This is a genomic window from Haloimpatiens myeolchijeotgali (assembly GCF_042688525.2).
Classification (GTDB): domain Bacteria; phylum Bacillota; class Clostridia; order Clostridiales; family Clostridiaceae; genus Haloimpatiens.
In genome coordinates this window covers 3661875-3682456 of the sequence record NZ_JBHWAB010000001.1, presented here as the reverse complement: position 1 = coordinate 3682456, position 20582 = coordinate 3661875, and the positions used below count along the sequence as shown (strand labels likewise).

Sequence of the window (20582 nt, the reverse complement as noted above, 5' to 3'; positions counted from 1 at the left end):
TAAAAGTAATTGAAAAAAGGTAGGCGTTACCAATGTTGAATTTATATGTACATAGTAATGGTAAGAAATTAAGATGTGGATATACCACAGGTTCATGTGCAGCTGCAGCAGCTAAAGCAGCGGCTACTATGCTTTTTTATGAAAATGACATAAGTGAAATAAAAATAGATACTCCAAAGGGAATAGAGCTTACACTACCTATTAATAAAGTAAGAAAAGAAAAAGGATTTGTAGAGTGCTGTGTTTTAAAAGATGCAGGAGATGATCCAGATGTTACAAATGGGATAGAAATATGGGCTAGAGCAAAGATAAAGAATGAAGGATATGAACTTAGGGCAGGAAAAGGTATAGGAACTGTAAAAAGTGAAGGATTATATGTTAAAAAAGGAGAGTTTGCTATTAATCCTGTACCAAGAAGTATGATAGAAAAAGAAGTAAAAGAAGTTCTTCCTAAAAATAAAGGTGTAGAAATAACAATTTTTGTACCTAAAGGTGAAGAGATTGCTAAAAAAACTTTTAACCCAAGGCTTAATATACAGGGAGGTATATCAATATTAGGTACAACAGGCATAGTTACCCCTATGTCAGAAGATGCACTAAAAGAGTCTATTTCCTTGGAAATACGTCAAAAAGTGAAATTAGGTCATAAAGATTTGATATTGGTATTTGGAAATATGGGAGAAGATATGGCTGAGAAGCTAAATATAAACAAAAATAAGATGGTTATTATGTCTAACTATGTTGGTTTTGCTTTGGAATGCTGTATAGAAAATAATATTAAAAATGTATTAATAATAGGACATATAGGTAAATTAAGTAAAGTATCAGCAGGATGCTTTAATACACATAGTAGGATTTGTGATGTGAGATTAGAGGTAATGGCGTTAGAATTAGCGCTTATTGGAGCACCAAATAATATGATAAAAGATGTATATAATCAGAAAACTACAGAAGGTGCTGTAAATTTGTTAGGAGATAAGTATAATATAATTTATAAAAATATTTCTAATAAGATACAAAATAGGATAAAATTATATACTCATGAAAAAGTAGAGGCAAATATTATTTTATATTCTATGGGAAAAGGTATTTTATTTGATACAAGAAAAATATGAGTTATCAATTGAATATTATATTATTTAATTTTAATTAAGAAGACTCTACTTCATGGATGAAGAGTTCACTATTTCAATTAAAATTGGAGATGAGATAATGGTTTATATTGTTGGGATTGGACCAGGAAGTAGAGAATATGTACTTCCAAAAGCAGTTGAGATTATGGAAAAAAGTGACATTATAGTTGGCTTTGAAAGAGCTATTAAAAGTATAAAATTTATAAGTACAGATAAAGTTAATGTTAAAACACTGAAAGATATTTTAAACATTATAAACAAAGATTCAAAAAAGAATATAGCAGTAGTTGCATCGGGGGATCCTTGTTATTATGGAATAACTAATTACATAAAAAATAATTATGTTGGTGATATAGATATTATACCTGGTATAAGTTCTTTTCAATATATGATGTGTAGGTTAAAGAAAACTTGGAATACAGCATTTACAGGTAGTATGCATGGAAGGGAAGAAGATTTTATTTGTGAAGTAAAAAGAAACAAGCTTTCTATATGGCTTACGGATAAGACTAATTCGCCTAGTGAATTATGTAAAAGATTAGTTGAAGAAAATATAAAAGCTGTGGTTTATGTAGGAGAAAATCTATCATATGAAGATGAAAAAATAACTTGTGGACAAGCTGATGAAATGATTGATAAAGAGTATAGTGAATTGTGTGTGGTGGTGATAGAAAAATGAGATACATAAAGGATAAAGAGTTTATAAGAGGAAACTGTCCTATGACAAAGGAAGAGGTTAGAATACTTAGTATATCAAAAATGAACCTTGATAGTGACTATGTTGTATTGGATGTAGGTGCTGGTAGTGGTAGTATAAGTATTCAGTGCAGTAAGATATGTAAAAATGGAAGAGTAATAGCTATAGAAAAAGATAAGGATGCATTAGAAGTAATTTTAAAAAATAAAGAAAAATTTAATTGCAATAATTTAAAAATTATTGAAGGAGAAGCTATTTGTGTAGAAGAGAATGTAAATGAAATGTTTGATTCCATTTTTATTGGAGGAAGTGGAGGAAATATAGAAAGTATAATTGAAAAATATAGCTTAAAACTAAGAAAAAATGGATCTATGGTGCTTAATTTTATAACTATAAATAACGTATATAGAGCTATGGAAGTTTTAAAAAGATTAAATTTTACTGTGGAATGTACTCAAATAGCTATAAGTAAAACTAAAGGAAAATCATATATGCTTATGGCTAATAATCCTATTTTTATAGTTAGTGCCATTAAAAATTAAAGGGACAAGTCTTCAATTTTTAGTTAATTGTAGTAATAAACATTAATTTTCAAAAGATATTAACAATTTAATGATAAAGTTTTCATAGTTTGTGGATAACTATAAAATATTATAATTCATTGTGGATAAATTTATATAAAGGAGATGAAAATCATGTCTAAATTATATGGAATAGGTGTAGGACCAGGGGATAAAGAACTGTTAACTCTAAAAGCAGTTAAAACTATACAAAATGCAGATGTTATTATAGTACCCAGCGCTAAAAATGGAGGGAAAAGTATTGCTTATGAAACAGCAAAAGATTTCATAAAAGATGGAGCAGAAATTTTAGTTAAACACTTTCCAATGGGAGGACCAGAACAGGAAATAAAGATAAGAGAAGCAGCTAAAGCTGTAGAAGAGAGATTGAAAAATGGACAAGATGTAGTATTTTTAACCATAGGAGATCCATTTATATATAGTACATATATTTATCTTTTACAAAATCTACAAAAGGATGGATTTGAAGTAGAAACAGTACCAGGAATAACTTCATTTTGTGCATGTGCCAGTGTAGCTAATGAATATTTAGTAATAGGTGATGAACCATTATTAATATTACCAGCTTCTAGATTAGATGAAGTTAAAGGTCAAAAAAATTTAGCAATAATGAAAGTATATAAAATAGAAGAAAAAGTTTTAAATTTTTTAGAACAAAATGGATATAAATATGTATACATAAAAAAAGCAGGTCGTGAAGGACAAGAGATATTAAGAAATAAAGAAGAAATATTAAAAAACAGAGAATATATGAGTCTTATAATTGCACATAAATTATAAAAATATAGGATGGGGGAATAAATGTGGTTTATTTTATAGGAGCAGGTCCAGGAAATGTGGATTTAATAACAGTTAAAGGTAGAGATATATTATCAAAAGCAGATATAGTTATATATGCAGGTTCATTAGTAAGTAGTGAACACTTAAAATTTTGCAAAGTAGGAGTAGAAATTTATAATTCAGCTTCAATGAATTTAGAAGAAGTTATTCATGTTATGAAGAAGGCAGATAAAGAAAAGAAGTTGGTAGTTAGACTTCATACTGGAGATCCATCAATATATGGAGCTATAAAAGAGCAAATGGATGAACTAGATAAGTTAAATATAGAATATAAAGTTATTCCAGGAGTAAGTTCTTTTGCAGCTGCAGCATCTGCAATAAAGAAAGAATTTACTTTGCCGAATGTGTCTCAAACTGTGATACTTACAAGAGTAGAGGGAAGAACTCCAGTTCCAGAGGGTGAGAAATTAGAGAATTTAGCACAAATAGGAGCATCTATGGCAATTTTCTTATCTATTAGTATTATAGATAAGGTAGTAGAAAAGTTAAGAAAGGGATATGGAAGAAATGTTCCTATAGCTGTTATAGAAAAGGCTACTTGGGAAGATCAAAGAGTAATAACTGGTACTTTAGATGATATATCACAAAAAGTAAAAAAAGCTAATATAACAAGATGTGCTCAAATTTTAGTTGGTGATTTTATAAATTGTGAATATGATAAAAGTAAATTATATGATAAAAACTTTAGCCATATGTTTAGAAAATAAACTAGGGACAGGTCTTTAAAATTAGGTTTAACAAGTTAAAAGACAAGGGACAGGTCCTCAAAAAATAAGGTTAAGTTTGTAAAATTGGGTTTAAAAAGAATAAAAAAGTTAACAAAATAAAGGGACAGATCCTTAAATTACTTGTAAAAATTTATAAAAATTTAGGGACAGGTCCTTAAAACAAGTTTTAAAATTAGAGTAAAAACAAGGGATAGGTTTCTAAAATAAGGAGCTTTAATATGGATATAGCGATAATTAGCGTGACTGAACAGGGAGACAGTATAGCTAAAAAAATAAGTTTAAATATAAAGTCGTTTATATATTTTAAAAAGGATGTTAAGAAATTAAAATTAAGTAATATTACAAAAGAAGTTTTTGAAAAATATAGAAAAATAATATTCATAGCTTCTACAGGAATAGCTGTAAGAGCTATTGCTCCATATATAAAAAGTAAAGATAAAGATCCAGCAGTAATAGTAATAGATAGTACTGGAAGGTTTGTAATAAGTCTTTTAAGTGGACATTTAGGAGGGGCTAATGAATTTACGGAAAAGGTAGCTCATTTAATAAGTGCTCAGCCTATTATTACAACAGCTACAGATAATTTAGGTATTACTGCACCAGATGTAATAGCTAAAAACAATAATCTTGTAATAGAAAATTTAAAATGTGCTAAAGATATATCATCTAGATTGGTACATGGTGAAAAAATTATATTTATTGATGATAAAAATTTAATAAAAAATCCTAAAGGTTATGTTTCAAATAAAGAACAATTAGAAAATATTACTGGTAGTGTTTATGTTACAAATAAAATCAAGTATTTAAAAAATCATCAAGTGCCTAGTTTAAAACTTATAAGAAGAGATATAGTACTTGGAATAGGTTGTAGAAAAAACTATGACAGTGAAAAGATGAAAGGGACAGTTCTTAAATTTTTACAAGAAAATAATATTGATTATAGATCAGTTAAAGTAGTAAGTACTGTAGAAATAAAGAAAAATGAAAAAGCCATAATTAATTTAGCACAATTTTTAAATGCAGATTTAAAAATATTTTTAGTAGAAGAAATAAGAAAAATACAGCACAAATATGTAGGAAGCAATTTTGTAGAAAAAGCTATAGGAATAAGAGCTGTATGTGAACCTTGCGTCGAGCTTTCAAAAGCAAAAATTATTGTTGAAAAACAAAAATGTGAAGGTATGACAATTTCTATAGGAATTTTATAGTTTGACATTAGAGGAGAGATATATATGGGTAAGTTATATGTTGTTGGAATAGGGCCTGGTGGTCTTGAGTACATGACTGTAAGAGCTAAAAAAGTTATTGAGAAAAGTGATGTAATAGTAGGGTATACAAAGTACATATCAATGATTAAACCATTAATAGAGAATAAAGAAATTTTTTCAACTGGAATGAGAGGAGAAATTGATAGGTGCAAAAAAGCATTAGAAATTTCTAAAGATAAAAATGTAGCAATAATAAGTACTGGTGATGCAGGAATATATGGTATGGCAGGTCTTATACTTCAAATGAAAAAGGATGAAGAGGTAGAGGTTGTTCCAGGAGTTACAGCATCTACAGCAGCAGCATCTATTGTTGGTGCGCCTCTTATGCATGATAATTGTAATATTAGTTTAAGCGATTTACTTACACCTTATGAGTTAATAAAGAAAAGGGTGGAATTAGCAGCTGAAGGTGATTTTGTAATATCATTATATAATCCTAGAAGTAAAGGTAGACCAAATCACTTGAAAGAATGTATAAACTTAATAAAAAAATATAGAAAAGGAGATACTCCTGTAGCTGTTATAAAAAACGCTCTTAGAGAAAATCAAGATGCAAAAATATTTACGCTAGATAATTTTATGGAAGATGCAGTAGATATGTTATCAATAGTTATCATAGGTAATAGTAAAAGTTATATTGATAAACAAATGTTTATAACTCCAAGAGGGTATGAGAATAAAGAAAAATTTTAATAATGAACGGAGTGTATATTCATGATAGGTTTGATTTTGGGGACTTCAGAGGGGAAAAAAATAGTTTCTCTTTTAAATGAGTTTACAGATGATATATTTATATCTACAGCTACCCATTATGGTGGACAACTTTTAGAAAAATATAAATATAAAAAATTAAACACAAGACCATTAGATTTAGAAGGAATTATCAAAGTTATAGAGGATAATGAAATAAATATACTAGTTGATGCTTCACATCCTTATGCATTAGAAGTTACAGAAAATGCTATGGAGGCTTGTAGAGTCTGTAATATAGAATATATAAGATATGAAAGACCTTCTGTTAGCTCTAAGTATAAAGAATATGAAAAATTAATAGAGGTAGAGGAATATGAGGATATTTATGAGAAGTTAAAAAATGTGGAAGGAAATATTTTAAATACTACGGGAAGTAGAAATTTAAAGAAAATACTTAATCTTAATTTAACAAATAGAATAATTCATAGAGTACTTCCATCATTGAAAGTTATGAATGAATGTTTTAAAGCTGGTATAGATATAGAAGATGTAATAGCTATAAAAGGACCAATAAGTTACGAATTAAATTGTAGTTTTATACGTGAATACAATGCAAAAGTAATTATGATGAAAGATAGTGGAGTGCAAGGCGGTACAGAAGAAAAACTAAAAGCAGCGGTTGATTTAGGGATTTATGCAGTAATTATAAAGAGAAAAACAATAAAATATGACAATGTATTTTGTAATGAAGAAGATATAGTTTTTCATGTAAAAGAAAATATTTAAAAAATATTTAAAAAAATTCAAAAAATACTTTACAATTCTGTTAAAAAATATATAATAGTATATGAACAATTAAATAGCTTATTTATTAGGTGCTTGAAAAAAGTTAAAAGGGAAAGTGGTAAAAACCACTGCAGCCCCCGCTACTGTGAAGACGGACGAATCTTAACAAACCACTGGTATAATCTGGGAAGGTAAGATAAGTATGAAATCTGAGCCAGGAGACCTGCCTGATAAAGTAATGCTAAATCTTTCGGAGGGAAAGATAATGCAGTAAAATAGCTTTGATCTTGCTGTTTTGTATAGCAAGGATAAGGTTTAGTGCGTTAAGGTTTCTTTTTGAAAAAGAAACCTTTTTTTATTTTAAATAATTATAAATTATAGTATGAACATATTTAATATTATTGAAAAAATCACAGAATCATAGGAAGGTAGGTATGTAAAAATGAAAAAAGTTTTAATTTCTATTGTATCAATGACTTTAGCACTATCAATGTTAGCTGGATGTGGAACTGCTGGTTCTAAAAAGAATGATAATAAGGATGAAACAAAAACAACTGCAACAAATACTAAAAAGTCTGATAAAAAAGGCATACTTGTTATAAGCTTTGGTACAAGCTATGCAGATACAAGAAAGGTAACAATAGAAGCAGTAGAAGAAAAAGTTAAAAATACATTTAAAGATTATGAAGTTAAAAGAGCATTTACTTCAAAAATTATTAGAAAGAAGCTTAAAGAGAGAGATAACATAATAGTTGATAGTCCAGAAGAAGCATTATCTAAGATGCAAAAGGAAGGATTCTCAGAAATATATGTTCAACCATTACATATAATGCCTGGAATAGAATATGATGAAGTTAAAGAAGTAGTAGATAAATTTAATGATAAGAAAGCTTTTGATAAATTAGTATTAGGTAGACCATTACTTTATAGAGCAGAGGATTATAAGATTGCTGCAGATGCTTTTAAAAAGCAACTTCCAAAATTAAATAAAGATCAAGCTGTTGCTATTATGGGACATGGTACTGAACATCCTTCAAATTCTTCTTATGCATTATTTCAGTATGCTTTAGAAGAAAAAGGAATGGGAAATATTTTAGTTGGAACTGTAGAGGGTTATCCAACAGTAGATAATGTCGTAAGAAGATTAAAAGAAAAAGGAATAAAAGAAGTTACTTTAATGCCATTTATGCTTGTGGCTGGAGACCATGCTAACAATGATATGGCAGGTGACGAAAAAGATTCATGGAAAAATGTATTAAAGAGTAATGGATTTAAAGTAAATACATATATACATGGATTAGGAGAAAATGAAGATATAAGAGAGATATATATTCAACATATTAAAGATAGTATAGATGGTAATCCATTAAAAGAAGAAAAATAAAGAATATAATCTTTATTTAAAGTAGAATTTGATATACATAGAAAGGATGATAGCATAATGAAAAAAATTATAAAAGTACTATTATGCATATCTTCTATATTAGTACTATTACTGGTAGGATGTGAAAATAAACAAACTTCTAGTAATGTTTCAAAAAATAATAATGCTATGATAGAGGTAAAAGATGATTCAGGTAAAACAATAAATATAGATAAACCTGCTAAAAGAATAATTAGCTTATATTCGGCGCATACAGAAAATTTATTTTCATTAGGGTTAGATAAAGAGGTAATAGGGGTAGGAACTAGTGATGCGTATCCATATAAAGTTTTAGAAAAAAAGAGATATAGTTATAGAGATGATGCAGAATCTGTGATAGCTGCAAAGCCTGATTTAGTTTTGATAAGACCATTTATTGAAAGAGGGCATCCTGATTTTGTAAAATCACTTAGAGATGCAGGAATTGCTGTAGCATCTTTTTATCCAACAAAACTCTCTGAATTTGACAATTATATTAAAAGATTAGCTAAGTTAACAGGGAAAGAAAAGAAAGCAACAGAACTTTTAAATGATTTTCATAAGCAATTAAAAGAAGCTGAAGAAAAATCTAAAAAGATAAGTAAAAAGGTAAAAATTTATTTTGAATCAACAGAGACTAATTGTAGAACTGTTACATTAGATTCAATGGCTGGAGAAGCTATAAGGATATCAGGTGGAATTAATATAGCTTCAGATGCTAAATCTATAAAAGGTAAAAAAACAAGTATAGCTTCTTATGGAACTGAAAAAGTTCTAGCAAAATCTAAAGAAATAGATGTATATGTAGCTCAAAGAGGATCAATGAATGCAGGTGGAAATCCTCATTCAATATCAATAAGACCAGGATTTTCACAAATTAAAGCTGTTAAGAACAAGAGAGTATATAATATAGATGAAAAATTAGTTTCAAGCCCTACTTTTAGATATATAAAAGGTATTTATGAACTTCAAAGAATGTTTTATCCAGAAGTATTTGATGATATCTCTAGTTTCAATAATAATAAAGAAATAACTAGAGAAGAGTTAGCCAAAATCGTAATAATGGTTAAACATAAAAATATATTTACTCCTACTTCTAGGTATTATAAAAAGAAGATAAAAGGTCATAAATACGGGGAATTTAAAGATGTAAATTTAGATAATATAAATTTTGATTATATAGAAACTGCAGTTCTTTCAGGATATATAGAAAGTAAAAAAGATGAATATAATCCAAATGGAAAAGTTACAAAAGAAGAACTTGCTAAAACGTTATATTTGTTAAAAGATCTAACTATGAAACAAGTTTCTATATCAGATTTAGATCAATGTAGTAATAAATCTATAATACAGACTGTAGTAGGAAATAATATATTACAACTTGAAAATGGTAAGTTTAATCCTAAAAGAAATGTAACCCAAAAAGAAGTTTTAGAATCAGTTAAAAAATTAAATTTAAATAAATAAGTTTACTAATTACTTTTTAAAATCTTCCTTTAAAAATATTAAAACATGTGAACCTGTCCTAAAAAATAAAGGGACAGGTTTCTCAATTTTAAGAAGAATAAGTTCAATTTTGATATAATTTAAATATACTTGTTGTTTTAAATAATATAAAAAGTGTAAGGTAAGTTATTAAAAAATATAGTTTAAATTATTATAGTTAGTTCCATAGTAACTTAACTTTGATAGATAAAAATAGTTGCTATGAAAAATGATATATTGTCTAAAAAACTTTATTTTAGTTAGATAGTACTTTTAATTATAAAAGTTAAGATAGTAAAAATTTAAAAAATAGATTAATTTATCAATCTTGGGAGGAAAGTTATATGAAAGGAATAGTCGTATCTTCTAATAAAAGTGGTGGTGGTAAAACTACAATTACACTAGGTCTTATGAAAGCATTAATTAAAAAAGGAATAGATGTTCAAGGATATAAAGTAGGTCCAGATTATATTGACCCTGCATTTCATTCAGAAATTACAGGTAAACGATCTAGAAATCTGGATATTTTTTTAATGGGCGAAGAAGGAATCAAAGCTAGTTTTTCAAGAGGAAAAGGTGAAGTTGCTATTATAGAAGGAGTAATGGGACTTTATGATGGAAAGGGTATAGATACAAGATATTCTACAGCACATGTGGCTAAAATTTTAAATCTTCCTATTGTACTTGTTATTTCACCTAAAGCTCAAGTGGCTACACTTTGTGCAGAGATAAATGGTATGGTTAATTTTGAAGATGTTAATATAGCTGGAGTTATATTAAATAATGTAAGTGAAAGCTATTATAAACTTTTAAAAGCATCTATAGAAAACAATTGTAATATAAAGGTTTTTGGATATGTACCTAAAAATGAAAAATTAGTATTAGGAAGTAGACATTTAGGACTTATACAAAGTAGTGAAATTAATGACATAAAAGAAAGAATTGAGGTTTGTGCTAATTTAATAGAAAAATATGTAGATTTAGATTCACTAGTAAAATGCATGGGTAATACAAAAGAATATTATGATAATTTTCATGTTAAAAATAGAGGGTTAAGAACAGCAATTGCAATGGATAAGGCTTTTAGCTTTTATTATGCAGAAAATATTGAAATGTTAAATGAATTAGGAGACGTTACTTATTTTAGTCCTTTAAAAGATAAAAAATTACCAGATAATATTGATTTCCTATATATTGGAGGAGGATATCCTGAAGTATTTATAGATGAACTTTCTAATAATAAAGATATGCTTTGTGACATAAGAGAAAAATTGAATAAAGGATTAAAGTGTTATGCAGAATGTGGTGGACTGATGTATCTTACAAAGGGATTTATACAAAATGTTGATAAATTACAATTACAAGATAAAGTAGATGTTAAAGAAAAAGTTCAGTATCTGGAAAACAATAATAGTAAAAAAGAATTAGTAGGATTTTTAAACGGATATTGTTATATGACAAATAGATTACAGAGATTTGGTTATGCAGAAATAGAGGTTCAGAGTAAAAATAGTATGGTTAGTGAGGGATCAAAAATTAATTGTCATGAATTTCATAAATCATGTGTACAGTGTAATGAGAAAAAGATTTATAAGTTAACAAAGACAACATATAATAATGAACAAAAACAATGGACATGTGGATATACAAAGAATAATACCTTGGCAGCTTATGCTCATGTTCATTTCTTTGGAAATATGGATTTTTTCATTAACTCAATTTTACAAGGTAGTAAATCTAAACTTTAATAAATGTATATTGATATAAAATCTATTGCTGTATAAAATACATAAAGTAAATTTAAGGACTAAATTTTATCTCATGTATACACTAGCACTAAATCTTTCTTATTTACAGAAGATAAGTTAAGAGGTGTTACAACTTTAGATAAGAGATTCTAAGCTTTATATGAAGTAAAAACTTTACTTAAAGTTTAGGATTACCTTTATTAGTACTAAAAAATTAAAACTTAATAAAATTAAAGAAATGAAATAATCAAAAATATTTTTATAGCTAGGTATACTTTTACTAAGAATAAAAAAAGATTAGTTTGAAGATAATAAATTTGTAATAAAAAAGATTAAAAGAGGTGAGTGTAAAATGGAAGGAGCACATAACAATAGTATAGAATGTACAGTTTCAGAATGTAAATATCACTGCAAAGATGATAACTATTGTACTTTAAATAAGATTCGAGTAGTTAAACATTTACAAAATGTAAATAATGTAGAAGGAACTGATTGTGGAAGCTTTCAAATGAAGTAAGAAATTTAAAACTCCTAAGTTATAAGCTTAGGGGTTTAATAATGTAGAATTAAATATTTATACAGTATATAATTTTTGGAGAAAATAAATTAAAAGTATAATAAGATATAGTGACGTATTTGGACGATAATTAACAAAAATATATATAAACAATGATAAACAGGTAAAAAAAACAATAAATACAAAAAAATTCATTGAAAGTTGTTATTAAAAGGAATATACTATTAGATGCGTTAAATATAGTAAATTAGGAGCTTTATATATTTTTTTATATGGAGGAGGGGGATAATGTGTTTAGATCATTAGGAAGAAAAATAGGTATAAGTATGATACTTGTTACTCTAATAACTGTAGTAAGTTTTTTTATATTTTTTAATCACACAATAATAAGGTCTTTAGAGAATCAGATGGATAAAGATGGACAAGTAGTAGCTAATATAGTTAGACACGATTTACAAAGATTTTCAAGTAATGAGAAAGATAAAGTAAGTTTAGTGTTAAAGGAAATAAAAGAGCAAAATAAAGATGATATTCAATATATATCTTTGATAAATCCAAATTGTGAGGTATTAGTTAGTTCTGATTCTAATGTTATTGGCGATACATTAAAAGATGATGAAAATATTCAAAAGGTATTCAGTGAAGGTGAACCTTATGGTATTTTTACTAAAGATTTAGATGGCACTAAAGTATATAATGTTTATGTACCAGCTTATGAACAAGATAAATTAACAGGTGTAGTATGTGTTGGAATGTCTACAAAGGATATGGCAGATATATTAAAAACTCAAACTTGGTATTCAATATTAATGTGTATAGTAGTATTAATAATTTGTTCAATAGTAGCATTTTTATTAACTAGAATGTTAGTAAAACCAATAAAGGTAATAATGAAGAAAATGAAAAAAGTTGCTAAGGGTGACTTTACTGTTGAATTTCATTCAGAAGGTAAAGATGAAATTGGTGAGTTAATGATTGCATTGAACAAAGTAATTGAATCATTGAGAAATATGATAGATAAAATAGAGGAAGCTACTGTAAGTTTAGATAGTATGGCTCAAAATTTGACAGCTTCAAGTGAAGAAGTAGCATCATCAAGTGAAGAAATTTCAAGATCAAGTGAAGAGGTATCTAATGCAGCTTCTTGTGAGGCTGAAGATGTACAGAATATAACTAGTGCAACTGAACACTTTAGTGATAGTATGGATGTTATTGGATCAAAATTAGGAGAAATTAAGAACAGTGGAGATAAAATTAAAGAAGATGCTGAAAAGGGTAATGTAAAGATAAAGGAATTAGTAAAATCTACTGAAATAATAAATAATTCATTTAACATTTCCTCTGAAAAGATTTCTACTTTAATAGAAAGTGTTAGAAAGATAACAGAAATTACGGATGTTATAAATGCAGTTGCAGAACAAACAAATTTACTTGCATTAAATGCTGCTATAGAAGCATCTAGAGCAGGCGAAGCAGGAAGAGGATTTTCAGTGGTAGCAGAAGAAATAAGAAAGCTTGCAGAACAGGTTTTAGAATCTTCTAAAAACATAAATTCATTAGTTAATTTCGTTACAAGTGATACAGAAGAAGTTGCAAAAACTACTCAAGGGCTTCGTGATAAAATCAATGTACAAACAGAATCAATACAAAATACTGCAACTTCATTTGAGAATATCTTACATGAAGTAGAAGGTACAGTTCCTAGAATAGATGGAGTGTATAAGGCATTAGATTCAAATATTGATAAGAAAGACGAGATAATAGCTTCAATACAAAATGTTTCTGGGACATCAGAAGAAGTATCAGCTTCTGTAGAAGAAATTTCTGCATCTGTTGAAAATCAGACTGCAACTATAGAAGAATTAAGTTCATCAGCTCAACAGCTTACTGAACTTGCAGATAAGTTAGCTGATGCCATGAGTAAATTGAAGACTGAAGAAGATAATTAGTTTGGAATATAACCAATACATATAATAGGGATATATAATAGGGACAGGTCCTTAATATTTAAAGATATTAAGGACCTGTCCCTATCAATATTCAAAACATATTTGACTTTTATTATTAAAAAATTATAAATTTTTTCAAAGAATTTATTGGTTTAAAGTTAAGTAAATCCAGTCAATGATAAGCTTATGTAAAAATGCACCATGTAAATTTATAACTCAACTTTTTCGGTAAAAAAATACTGCTTAGCGAAGTAAAATGATATATTGCGTAAGAAACATTTGAACAAGTTTTTTTATTAAATATATGCATTTGTTTGTCTTTATGCTAAAATCTAATTCAATACACATACTAATGTTGTACATAAGTATATTTTGGAGGAGGGTTAAAATATGGAATTAGAAAAGGATATGATTGTTGATTTGCATATACATACAATGGCTTCAGATGGAACATGGACTCCAGAACAGATAGTTCTTGAAGCTATAGATAAAGGGGTTAAATTAATATCAATAACAGATCATGATGAAACTTCAAATTTAAAAGAAGCAGAAAATCAAGCTAAAAGATATGATATAAAGTTTATTAAAGGAGTTGAAATTTCTTCTACGTATAATGGAGAGTTATTTCATATATTAGGTTATGGTATCGATGAGCAAAACATTAAGTTAAGAGATATTTTAAAAGGTAATAGGAAATTGTTAGAAGATAAGGATGATAACTCTATAAAAGCACTTAGAGAAAGGGGTTATAATATTGATTTTAATGAATATGTAAGCTACAAACATAATCCAAGTAGAGGTGGATGGAAAGCTCTTAACTTTTTAATTGATAAAAATATTTGTAAGGATGTAGGAGATTTTTTTGCAAATTTATTTGTAGGAGAAAATTCTTTAGCTTTTCCACAATTTCCACATCCAAAAGAAATTGTGGAAATAGTAAAACAAGCAGGAGGAGTACCTATTCTTGCACATCCTTATTATGTTCATACTGAAGAAAAGGTGGAAGATAGGCTAAGTACATTTTTTGATATGGGTATTGAAGGTTTTGAGTGTTATCATCCTAATCATAGTCAACAAATAACTAAAGAATGTATTGAATGGTGTAAAAGAAACAATGCAATCATAACTGCAGGTTCTGATTGTCATGGAGATTTTATAAAGACAAGAAGTGTAGGAAAACCTAGAGTTTGTATGGAACAATTGAATTTAGGAAAATTAGTACAATTTATAGAATAAGAAAAGTGAATTTTTATATTAAATCAATACCATTTTACGAAATATAATATTTTTTGTCACAATACAGATTATTATGACAAAAATATTATATAATATATGTATAATATATGTACTTTCATGTTCGAAGTTAGGAGTGAATATATATTGAAACAAGTGATAAAGGTATTGATAAAAAATAAAAAGGGATTACATGCTAGAGTTGCTGCTATGGTTGTTCATAAAGCAGCTGAACTTCAAAAAAAGTACAATGTTCAATTATACTTATACAAAAATGATAAAAGAATATCGGCTACAAGTTTAATGCCATTAGTATTACTTAAAATAAAACAAAATGAAATTGTACTAATTGAAGGGGTAGGAGAAAGTACAAAGTTGGCCATAAGTGAAATGGCTGAATTCCTTCAAGGCGATTTTAGTTTTTCAGATGAAGAAACAATAAATGATGTAGATAATATTATTCATAGTAATACAATTGCATGGGAGCAAATATATAGAAATATAGAAAATGGTCTTATGGTTATTGATGAAAATGATATCATAACTATTTTTAATTATGCAGCAGAGAAAATATTAAAAATTTCAGCTAATGAAGCTGTAGGTAAAAAAGTATATGATATAATTCCAGACACTAAACTTCATGTGGTTAAAAAAACAGGCAAGGCTAAAATAGGGCTTAGAAAAGTGATTGGTGATTCTATAATTATCATGAATCATACACCTATAATTGTAGAAGAAAAAATCAAAGGAGCGGTAGCGCTTTTTCAGGATATTTCTAAAATTGAGCAGTTGACTGGAGAATTAAAAGAAGTAAAAGAATTAAAAGAAGGATTACAATTGGTTTTAGATTCAGTACAAGATGGTATATGTGTTTTGGATGAACAAGGGTATATAACATATATTAATTCTCCTTATTTGAATATTATACATGAAAAACAACAGAATGTATTGGGAAAAAATATAAAAGATATTTCTAAAACGGGTCTAAGGAAAGAAGTTTTAGAAAGTGGAGAAAATAAAAAGGGTGTATTAAGGAAAAAATCTAACGGAGCTTCTATAGTAGCAGATGTAAGTGCAATTAAAGTAGATGGAGAAATAAGAGGGGTAGTTTCTGTTGTGAAAGACCTTACAGAAACTCAAAAGTTATTAGAAAGTTTAAATAAAGCCTCAGCAAAAGCGCAGTATTTAGAAGAAGAACTTTTAAGAACAAAAAGGCCAAATGAAACATTCAAAAAATTCATTGGTAATAGTGGAAAGGTTATAGATGCTTTAGCTATAGCAGCCAAAGCTGCTGAGAGTTATGCAACTGTTCTTATAAGAGGAGAAAGTGGAACGGGTAAAGAGGTTATTTCAGAAGGTATACATTTTGCTAGTTTATCTTCAAAAGGATCATTTGTAAGAGTAAATTGTGCAGCTATACCCCCTAATTTATTAGAAAGTGAATTGTTTGGACATGAAAAAGGTGCATTTACTGGAGCAATAAAGAGAAAATTAGGAAAGTTTGAGTTGGCTAATAAAGGAACTATATTCCTTGATGAAATTGGAGAATTAGATAAAAGTATGCAAGCTAAAATTTTAAGAGTTCTTCAAGAAAAAGAATTTCAAAGAGTGGGGGGAGAAGAAAACATAAAGGTTAATGTAAGAATAATTGCTGCTACCAATAGAAATTTAGAACAGATGGTTCGAAATGGAGAATTTAGAGAGGATTTATATTATAGATTGAATGTAATACCTATATTTTTACCACCACTTAGAGAAAGAATACAAGATATACCACTTCTAGTTGAACATTTCATAAAAAAAATAAGTAAAGATATGAATAAGCAAATTAAAGGAGTAAAAGAAGAGTGTTTGGAAGCGTTAATGAACTATAGCTGGCCTGGTAATGTTAGAGAATTACAAAATATAATTGAAAGAATGGTTACTTTAACAGATGATTATTTTATAAAACTACAAGATTTACCTATGTATATAAGAGATAAAAGTATAAAAAATAGTTTATTAACAAATAATAATAAAAAATTAAATAGTGAGATAAGCCAAATTTTAGATGATGAAAATATTTTACCTTTAGAAGAATATGAGAAGATTATTATAAAAAAAGCATTAAAGAAGTATGGAAGTTATAATGCTGCTGCTAAGGTTTTAGGAGTTACGCATAAAACAGTTGCAGCAAAAGCTAGAAAATATGGGATAGAGAAAGATGTAGTTTGGAAAGGATAATATTTTTGTTATAGATATAGGGAAAAAAGAAGTGCATTGGGAAAAAGTATCAGCTATAATTTTAAATCTTGATACTTTTTCCCAATTTAATTTTATATTAATATAAAACGTTTTCAAAAAAATTTATTAATAGACATAGTAAAATAGCCATTTATGTTGATAAAAAAATTAAAAAATAAAAATTGGCATGCTAATTGCTCTTATATGTAAACGTAAACGATTAGAACTAATATTAAATAATATGATAGGAGGAATTATTATGTCACATTTTTTAGCTGAAGTTTTAGGAACAATGCTTTTGGTTTTATTAGGTAATGGGGTTGTTGCAAATGTTGTACTTAACAAATGTAAAGGGCAAAATTCAGGATGGATTGTTATAACTACAGGATGGGCATTAGCAGTTGCAATACCAGCATTTATTTTTGGAAGTGTTAGTGGAGCACATCTTAATCCAGCAGTAACTGTAGGATTAGCTGTAATTGGAAAATTCTCTTGGAATGAAGTACCTTCATATATAATTGCTCAATTTATAGGTGCATTTATAGGAGCTGTATTAGTATGGTTAACTTACTTACCACATTGGGAAGTAACAGAAGATAAAGGAGCAATATTGGGATCTTTTTCAACTGGACCAGCTATAAGAAGTACTGTTGCAAATTTCATAACTGAGTTTATAGGAACTGCTGTATTGGTATTTGGAATATTAGGAATAACATCACAAAAAATGGCTGAAGGATTAGGTGCATTAGTTGTAGGTGCATTAGTATTTGTAATAGGTCTTTCACTTGGTGGGGAAACAGGATATGCTATAAATCCAGCTAGAGATTTAGCACCACGTATAGCACATGCAATATTACCTATCAAAGGAAAAGGGGATTCTGATTGGGGATATGCATGGATACCAGTAGTAGCTCCAATTGTTGGAGGAGTAGCAGGAGCAGTATTATTTAAAGCAGTTTTTGGAATATAAGATTTAACTTAAAGATAATTTTAAATTTAAGCGAAAAACAAGGAGGAATTTAAAATGAAAAAAATAATAAATAATCCTAATGAAGTTTTAAATGATACATTAAAAGGGATGGTAGCAGCACACCCACAATATTTAAGAAAATTAGATAATGCAAATGTATTAGTTCGTAAAAACTCACCAATTGAAGGAAAAGTAGCTTTAGTAAGTGGTGGTGGAAGTGGTCATGAACCAGCACATGGTGGTTATGTAGGGACAGGTATGCTAGATGGTGCAGTGGCAGGAGAAGTATTCACATCACCTACACCAGATCAAGTATATGAAGCAGTTAAAGCTGTAGATTCAGGAAAAGGAACTCTACTTGTAATAAAAAATTATAGTGGAGATGTTATGAACTTTGAAATGGCAAAAGATATGGCTGAAATGGAAGGTATAAAAGTAGAAGCTGTTGTTGTAAATGATGATGTTGCAGTTGAAAATAGTACGTATACAACAGGAAGAAGAGGAATAGCAGGAACTGTATTTGTTCATAAAATAGCAGGTGCTAAAGCTGAAACAGGAGCAGAATTAGAGGAAGTAAAAAGAGTTGCAGAAAAAGTTATTGAAAATGTAAGAAGTATGGGAATGGCAATAAGTCCATGTACAGTGCCAGCGGCAGGAAAACCTAATTTTACATTAGGAGAAAATGAAATGGAAATAGGTATGGGTATTCATGGAGAACCAGGAACTCATAGAGAAGCATTAAAAACTGCAGATGAAATTACAGAACATTTAGTTTTAAAAATATTAGAAGATATGCCTATTAATGAAGGAGAAGAAGTGGCTGTAATGGTAAATGGTCTTGCTTCTACACCATTAATGGAACTATATATTGTTAATAAAAAAGTTGATGAGATATTAACACAAAAGGGTATAAAAACATATAACACTTTTGTAGGAGAATTTATGACATCTCTTGAAATGGCTGGTTTTTCAGTAACAATATTAAAATTAGATGAAGAGTTAAAAGAGTTATTAGATGCAACAGCTGATACACCAGCATTTAAAGTGTTTGGAAAATAAATTTAATGAGATATAAACTATCATAGAAATAGTTTAAGATTAAAATCCAGAAATTTAGAAAGGGATGTTAGAAATGGCTTTGGATTCTGCTAAAATTATTGACATACTAGGGAAAATTAGTAAAGTAATGGATGAAAATAAATTATTTTTAAGTGAGTTAGATGGTGCAATAGGTGATGGAGATCATGGTCTTAATATGGATAAAGGATTTAAGGCAGTTGTAGATAAACTACAAAGTAGTACAGAAAAAAATATAGGTAATGTATTAAAAACAGCTGGAATGGCATTAGTATCAAATGTAGGAGGAGCCTCAGGTCCTTTATATGGAACTGCTTTTATGAAAGCGGGCATGAAAGTTGTAGGAAAAGAGCAAATCAATATAGATGATTTTGTAGTAATGTTAGAAGAAGCATTAAATGGTATAAAAATGAGAGGTAAAAGTACTTTAGGAGAAAAGACAATGATAGATGCTATAGAACCAGCATTAAATGCGGCTAAAAATGCAATAAGTGAAAGTTTAAATGCTGTAGAAGTTTTAGAAAAAGCTAAAGATGCAGCTAAAGATGGTGTTGAACATACAAAAGAAATAGTAGCTACAAAAGGAAGAGCTAGTTATTTAGGTGAAAGAAGTATAGGGCATCAAGATCCAGGCGCTACATCAAGTTATTTAGTTTTAAACACTATTTATGAAGCAGTAAAAGAATTGTCATAAAGAGATGGACGGAGTGATAATATGGTAGGTATAGTAATTGTTTCACATAGTAATAAATTGGCTGAAGGAGTAAAGGAACTTGCATCACAAATGGCAGCAGATGTCCCAATGGTAGCAGCAGGAGGGACAGGTGATGGCAGATTAGGTACAGATGTAGAAAAAATAATTGGTGCAGTAAATGAAGTTTATTCAGAAGATGGAGTTGTAATTTTATTTGATTTAGGAAGTGCTTTCATGAATTCAGAAATGGCAAAGGAATGTTTAGATGAAAGTATGCAAGAAAAGGTAGAAATAGTAGATACGGCTTTAGTTGAAGGTGCTGTAGCTGCAGCAGTACAAAGTAGTATAAATGGAAGTTTAGAAGAAGTAAAACAAGCTGTAGCTCAAATGAGCCTTGGTAAAATGCCATAAAGTAAGGGTCAGGTCTAAAGTAGGGGCTTGATAGAAAAAAATAAGGGTCAGGTCTAAATTAGGGTCTTGATAGTAGAATAAAAATAGTAAAGCTCAGTAAATGAAAAAACATTTACTGAGCTTTTACAATTTGGAATCAAAATCAAA

Annotated in this window: 19 protein-coding genes and 1 riboswitch; all 19 genes read left to right on the top strand. The window is 28.4% G+C overall.

The genetic code is table 11. The features are described from left to right. Positions 1-32 precede the first annotated feature (32 nt). The 19 genes from cbiD (at position 33) to dhaM (ending at position 20435) form a co-directional block, all read left to right on the top strand. Positions 33-1115 carry a cobalt-precorrin-5B (C(1))-methyltransferase CbiD gene (cbiD, locus tag ACFIJ5_RS16560; RefSeq protein ID WP_379809003.1) on the top strand — a complete coding sequence of 361 codons (1083 nt, stop codon included), beginning with the start codon at positions 33-35 and terminating at the stop codon, positions 1113-1115. Between the two features lie 97 nt (positions 1116-1212). Further along, positions 1213-1812 carry a precorrin-6y C5,15-methyltransferase (decarboxylating) subunit CbiE gene (gene cbiE, locus ACFIJ5_RS16555; protein ID WP_379809001.1) on the top strand — a complete coding sequence of 200 codons (600 nt, stop codon included), beginning with the start codon at positions 1213-1215 and terminating at the stop codon, positions 1810-1812. Beyond that, positions 1809-2372 (top strand): precorrin-6Y C5,15-methyltransferase (decarboxylating) subunit CbiT, encoded by a 564-nt coding sequence (gene cbiT / locus ACFIJ5_RS16550; protein WP_379808999.1) that lies wholly within the window; start codon positions 1809-1811, stop codon positions 2370-2372. Before cbiE ends, cbiT begins: the two co-directional genes overlap by 4 nt. A 153-nt stretch (positions 2373-2525) precedes the next feature. After that, positions 2526-3191, top strand: a complete 666-nt coding sequence (locus ACFIJ5_RS16545; RefSeq protein WP_379808997.1) for a cobalt-factor II C(20)-methyltransferase — start codon at positions 2526-2528, stop codon at positions 3189-3191. Between the two features lie 23 nt (positions 3192-3214). After that, positions 3215-3958: a precorrin-4 C(11)-methyltransferase gene (cobM, locus tag ACFIJ5_RS16540; protein ID WP_379808995.1), complete on the top strand. Its 744-nt coding sequence runs from the start codon at positions 3215-3217 to the stop codon at positions 3956-3958. Between the two features lie 239 nt (positions 3959-4197). Further along, entirely contained in the window at positions 4198-5187 is a 990-nt protein-coding gene (cbiG, locus tag ACFIJ5_RS16535) for a cobalt-precorrin 5A hydrolase (protein WP_379808993.1), read from the top strand. Between the two features lie 24 nt (positions 5188-5211). Next, positions 5212-5940 (top strand): precorrin-3B C(17)-methyltransferase, encoded by a 729-nt coding sequence (gene cobJ, locus ACFIJ5_RS16530; protein WP_379808991.1) that lies wholly within the window; start codon positions 5212-5214, stop codon positions 5938-5940. 21 nt (positions 5941-5961) lie between these two features. Further along, entirely contained in the window at positions 5962-6726 is a 765-nt protein-coding gene (locus ACFIJ5_RS16525; protein WP_379808989.1) for a cobalt-precorrin-6A reductase, read from the top strand. A gap of 70 nt (positions 6727-6796) precedes the next feature. After that, a riboswitch (cobalamin riboswitch) is annotated at positions 6797-6971 on the top strand. A 197-nt stretch (positions 6972-7168) separates the two neighbouring features. Further along, a complete protein-coding gene (locus ACFIJ5_RS16520; RefSeq protein ID WP_379808987.1) occupies positions 7169-8110 on the top strand; it encodes a sirohydrochlorin cobaltochelatase in 942 nt (313 codons plus the stop codon). A gap of 57 nt (positions 8111-8167) precedes the next feature. Then, complete coding sequence (locus ACFIJ5_RS16515) at positions 8168-9595, top strand: ABC transporter substrate-binding protein (RefSeq protein WP_379808985.1); 1428 nt, start codon at positions 8168-8170, stop codon at positions 9593-9595. A gap of 362 nt (positions 9596-9957) precedes the next feature. After that, positions 9958-11361, top strand: coding sequence for a cobyrinate a,c-diamide synthase (locus ACFIJ5_RS16510; protein WP_379808983.1), 1404 nt, complete (start codon positions 9958-9960; stop codon positions 11359-11361). Positions 11362-11713: 352 nt separating this feature from the next. Next, positions 11714-11878, top strand: a complete 165-nt coding sequence (locus ACFIJ5_RS16505; RefSeq protein WP_379808981.1) for a DUF1540 domain-containing protein — start codon at positions 11714-11716, stop codon at positions 11876-11878. 290 nt (positions 11879-12168) lie between these two features. After that, positions 12169-13827 (top strand): methyl-accepting chemotaxis protein, encoded by a 1659-nt coding sequence (locus ACFIJ5_RS16500; RefSeq protein WP_379808979.1) that lies wholly within the window; start codon positions 12169-12171, stop codon positions 13825-13827. 390 nt (positions 13828-14217) lie between these two features. Next, on the top strand, positions 14218-15063 hold the full coding sequence (locus tag ACFIJ5_RS16495) for a PHP domain-containing protein (protein ID WP_379808977.1): 846 nt from the start codon (positions 14218-14220) through the stop codon (positions 15061-15063). Positions 15064-15216: 153 nt separating this feature from the next. Further along, the gene (locus ACFIJ5_RS16490) at positions 15217-17283 is read left to right on the top strand and encodes a sigma 54-interacting transcriptional regulator (RefSeq protein WP_379809634.1); all 2067 of its coding nucleotides are present in this window, start codon (positions 15217-15219) and stop codon (positions 17281-17283) included. Positions 17284-17542: 259 nt separating this feature from the next. Then, entirely contained in the window at positions 17543-18253 is a 711-nt protein-coding gene (locus ACFIJ5_RS16485) for an MIP/aquaporin family protein (RefSeq protein ID WP_379808975.1), read from the top strand. Positions 18254-18307: 54 nt separating this feature from the next. After that, on the top strand, positions 18308-19312 hold the full coding sequence (gene dhaK / locus ACFIJ5_RS16480; RefSeq protein ID WP_379808973.1) for a dihydroxyacetone kinase subunit DhaK: 1005 nt from the start codon (positions 18308-18310) through the stop codon (positions 19310-19312). Between the two features lie 73 nt (positions 19313-19385). Next, positions 19386-20024, top strand: coding sequence for a dihydroxyacetone kinase subunit DhaL (gene dhaL / locus ACFIJ5_RS16475; protein WP_379808971.1), 639 nt, complete (start codon positions 19386-19388; stop codon positions 20022-20024). A 21-nt stretch (positions 20025-20045) separates the two neighbouring features. Continuing rightward, positions 20046-20435 (top strand): dihydroxyacetone kinase phosphoryl donor subunit DhaM, encoded by a 390-nt coding sequence (gene dhaM, locus ACFIJ5_RS16470; RefSeq protein ID WP_379808969.1) that lies wholly within the window; start codon positions 20046-20048, stop codon positions 20433-20435. The last annotated feature ends 147 nt before the right edge of the window (positions 20436-20582 follow it).

Coding starts and splice junctions, on each gene's coding strand:
- dhaL (WP_379808971.1), top strand. CDS start 19,386: ATGGCTTTGGATTCTGCTAAAATTATTGACATACTAGGGAAAATTAGT.
- ACFIJ5_RS16495 (WP_379808977.1), top strand. CDS start 14,218: ATGGAATTAGAAAAGGATATGATTGTTGATTTGCATATACATACAATG.
- dhaM (WP_379808969.1), top strand. CDS start 20,046: ATGGTAGGTATAGTAATTGTTTCACATAGTAATAAATTGGCTGAAGGA.
- dhaK (WP_379808973.1), top strand. CDS start 18,308: ATGAAAAAAATAATAAATAATCCTAATGAAGTTTTAAATGATACATTA.
- ACFIJ5_RS16505 (WP_379808981.1), top strand. CDS start 11,714: ATGGAAGGAGCACATAACAATAGTATAGAATGTACAGTTTCAGAATGT.
- cbiD (WP_379809003.1), top strand. CDS start 33: ATGTTGAATTTATATGTACATAGTAATGGTAAGAAATTAAGATGTGGA.
- ACFIJ5_RS16525 (WP_379808989.1), top strand. CDS start 5,962: ATGATAGGTTTGATTTTGGGGACTTCAGAGGGGAAAAAAATAGTTTCT.
- ACFIJ5_RS16520 (WP_379808987.1), top strand. CDS start 7,169: ATGAAAAAAGTTTTAATTTCTATTGTATCAATGACTTTAGCACTATCA.
- cbiT (WP_379808999.1), top strand. CDS start 1,809: ATGAGATACATAAAGGATAAAGAGTTTATAAGAGGAAACTGTCCTATG.
- ACFIJ5_RS16510 (WP_379808983.1), top strand. CDS start 9,958: ATGAAAGGAATAGTCGTATCTTCTAATAAAAGTGGTGGTGGTAAAACT.
- ACFIJ5_RS16515 (WP_379808985.1), top strand. CDS start 8,168: ATGAAAAAAATTATAAAAGTACTATTATGCATATCTTCTATATTAGTA.
- ACFIJ5_RS16485 (WP_379808975.1), top strand. CDS start 17,543: ATGTCACATTTTTTAGCTGAAGTTTTAGGAACAATGCTTTTGGTTTTA.
- ACFIJ5_RS16545 (WP_379808997.1), top strand. CDS start 2,526: ATGTCTAAATTATATGGAATAGGTGTAGGACCAGGGGATAAAGAACTG.
- cobJ (WP_379808991.1), top strand. CDS start 5,212: ATGGGTAAGTTATATGTTGTTGGAATAGGGCCTGGTGGTCTTGAGTAC.
- cbiE (WP_379809001.1), top strand. CDS start 1,213: ATGGTTTATATTGTTGGGATTGGACCAGGAAGTAGAGAATATGTACTT.
- cbiG (WP_379808993.1), top strand. CDS start 4,198: ATGGATATAGCGATAATTAGCGTGACTGAACAGGGAGACAGTATAGCT.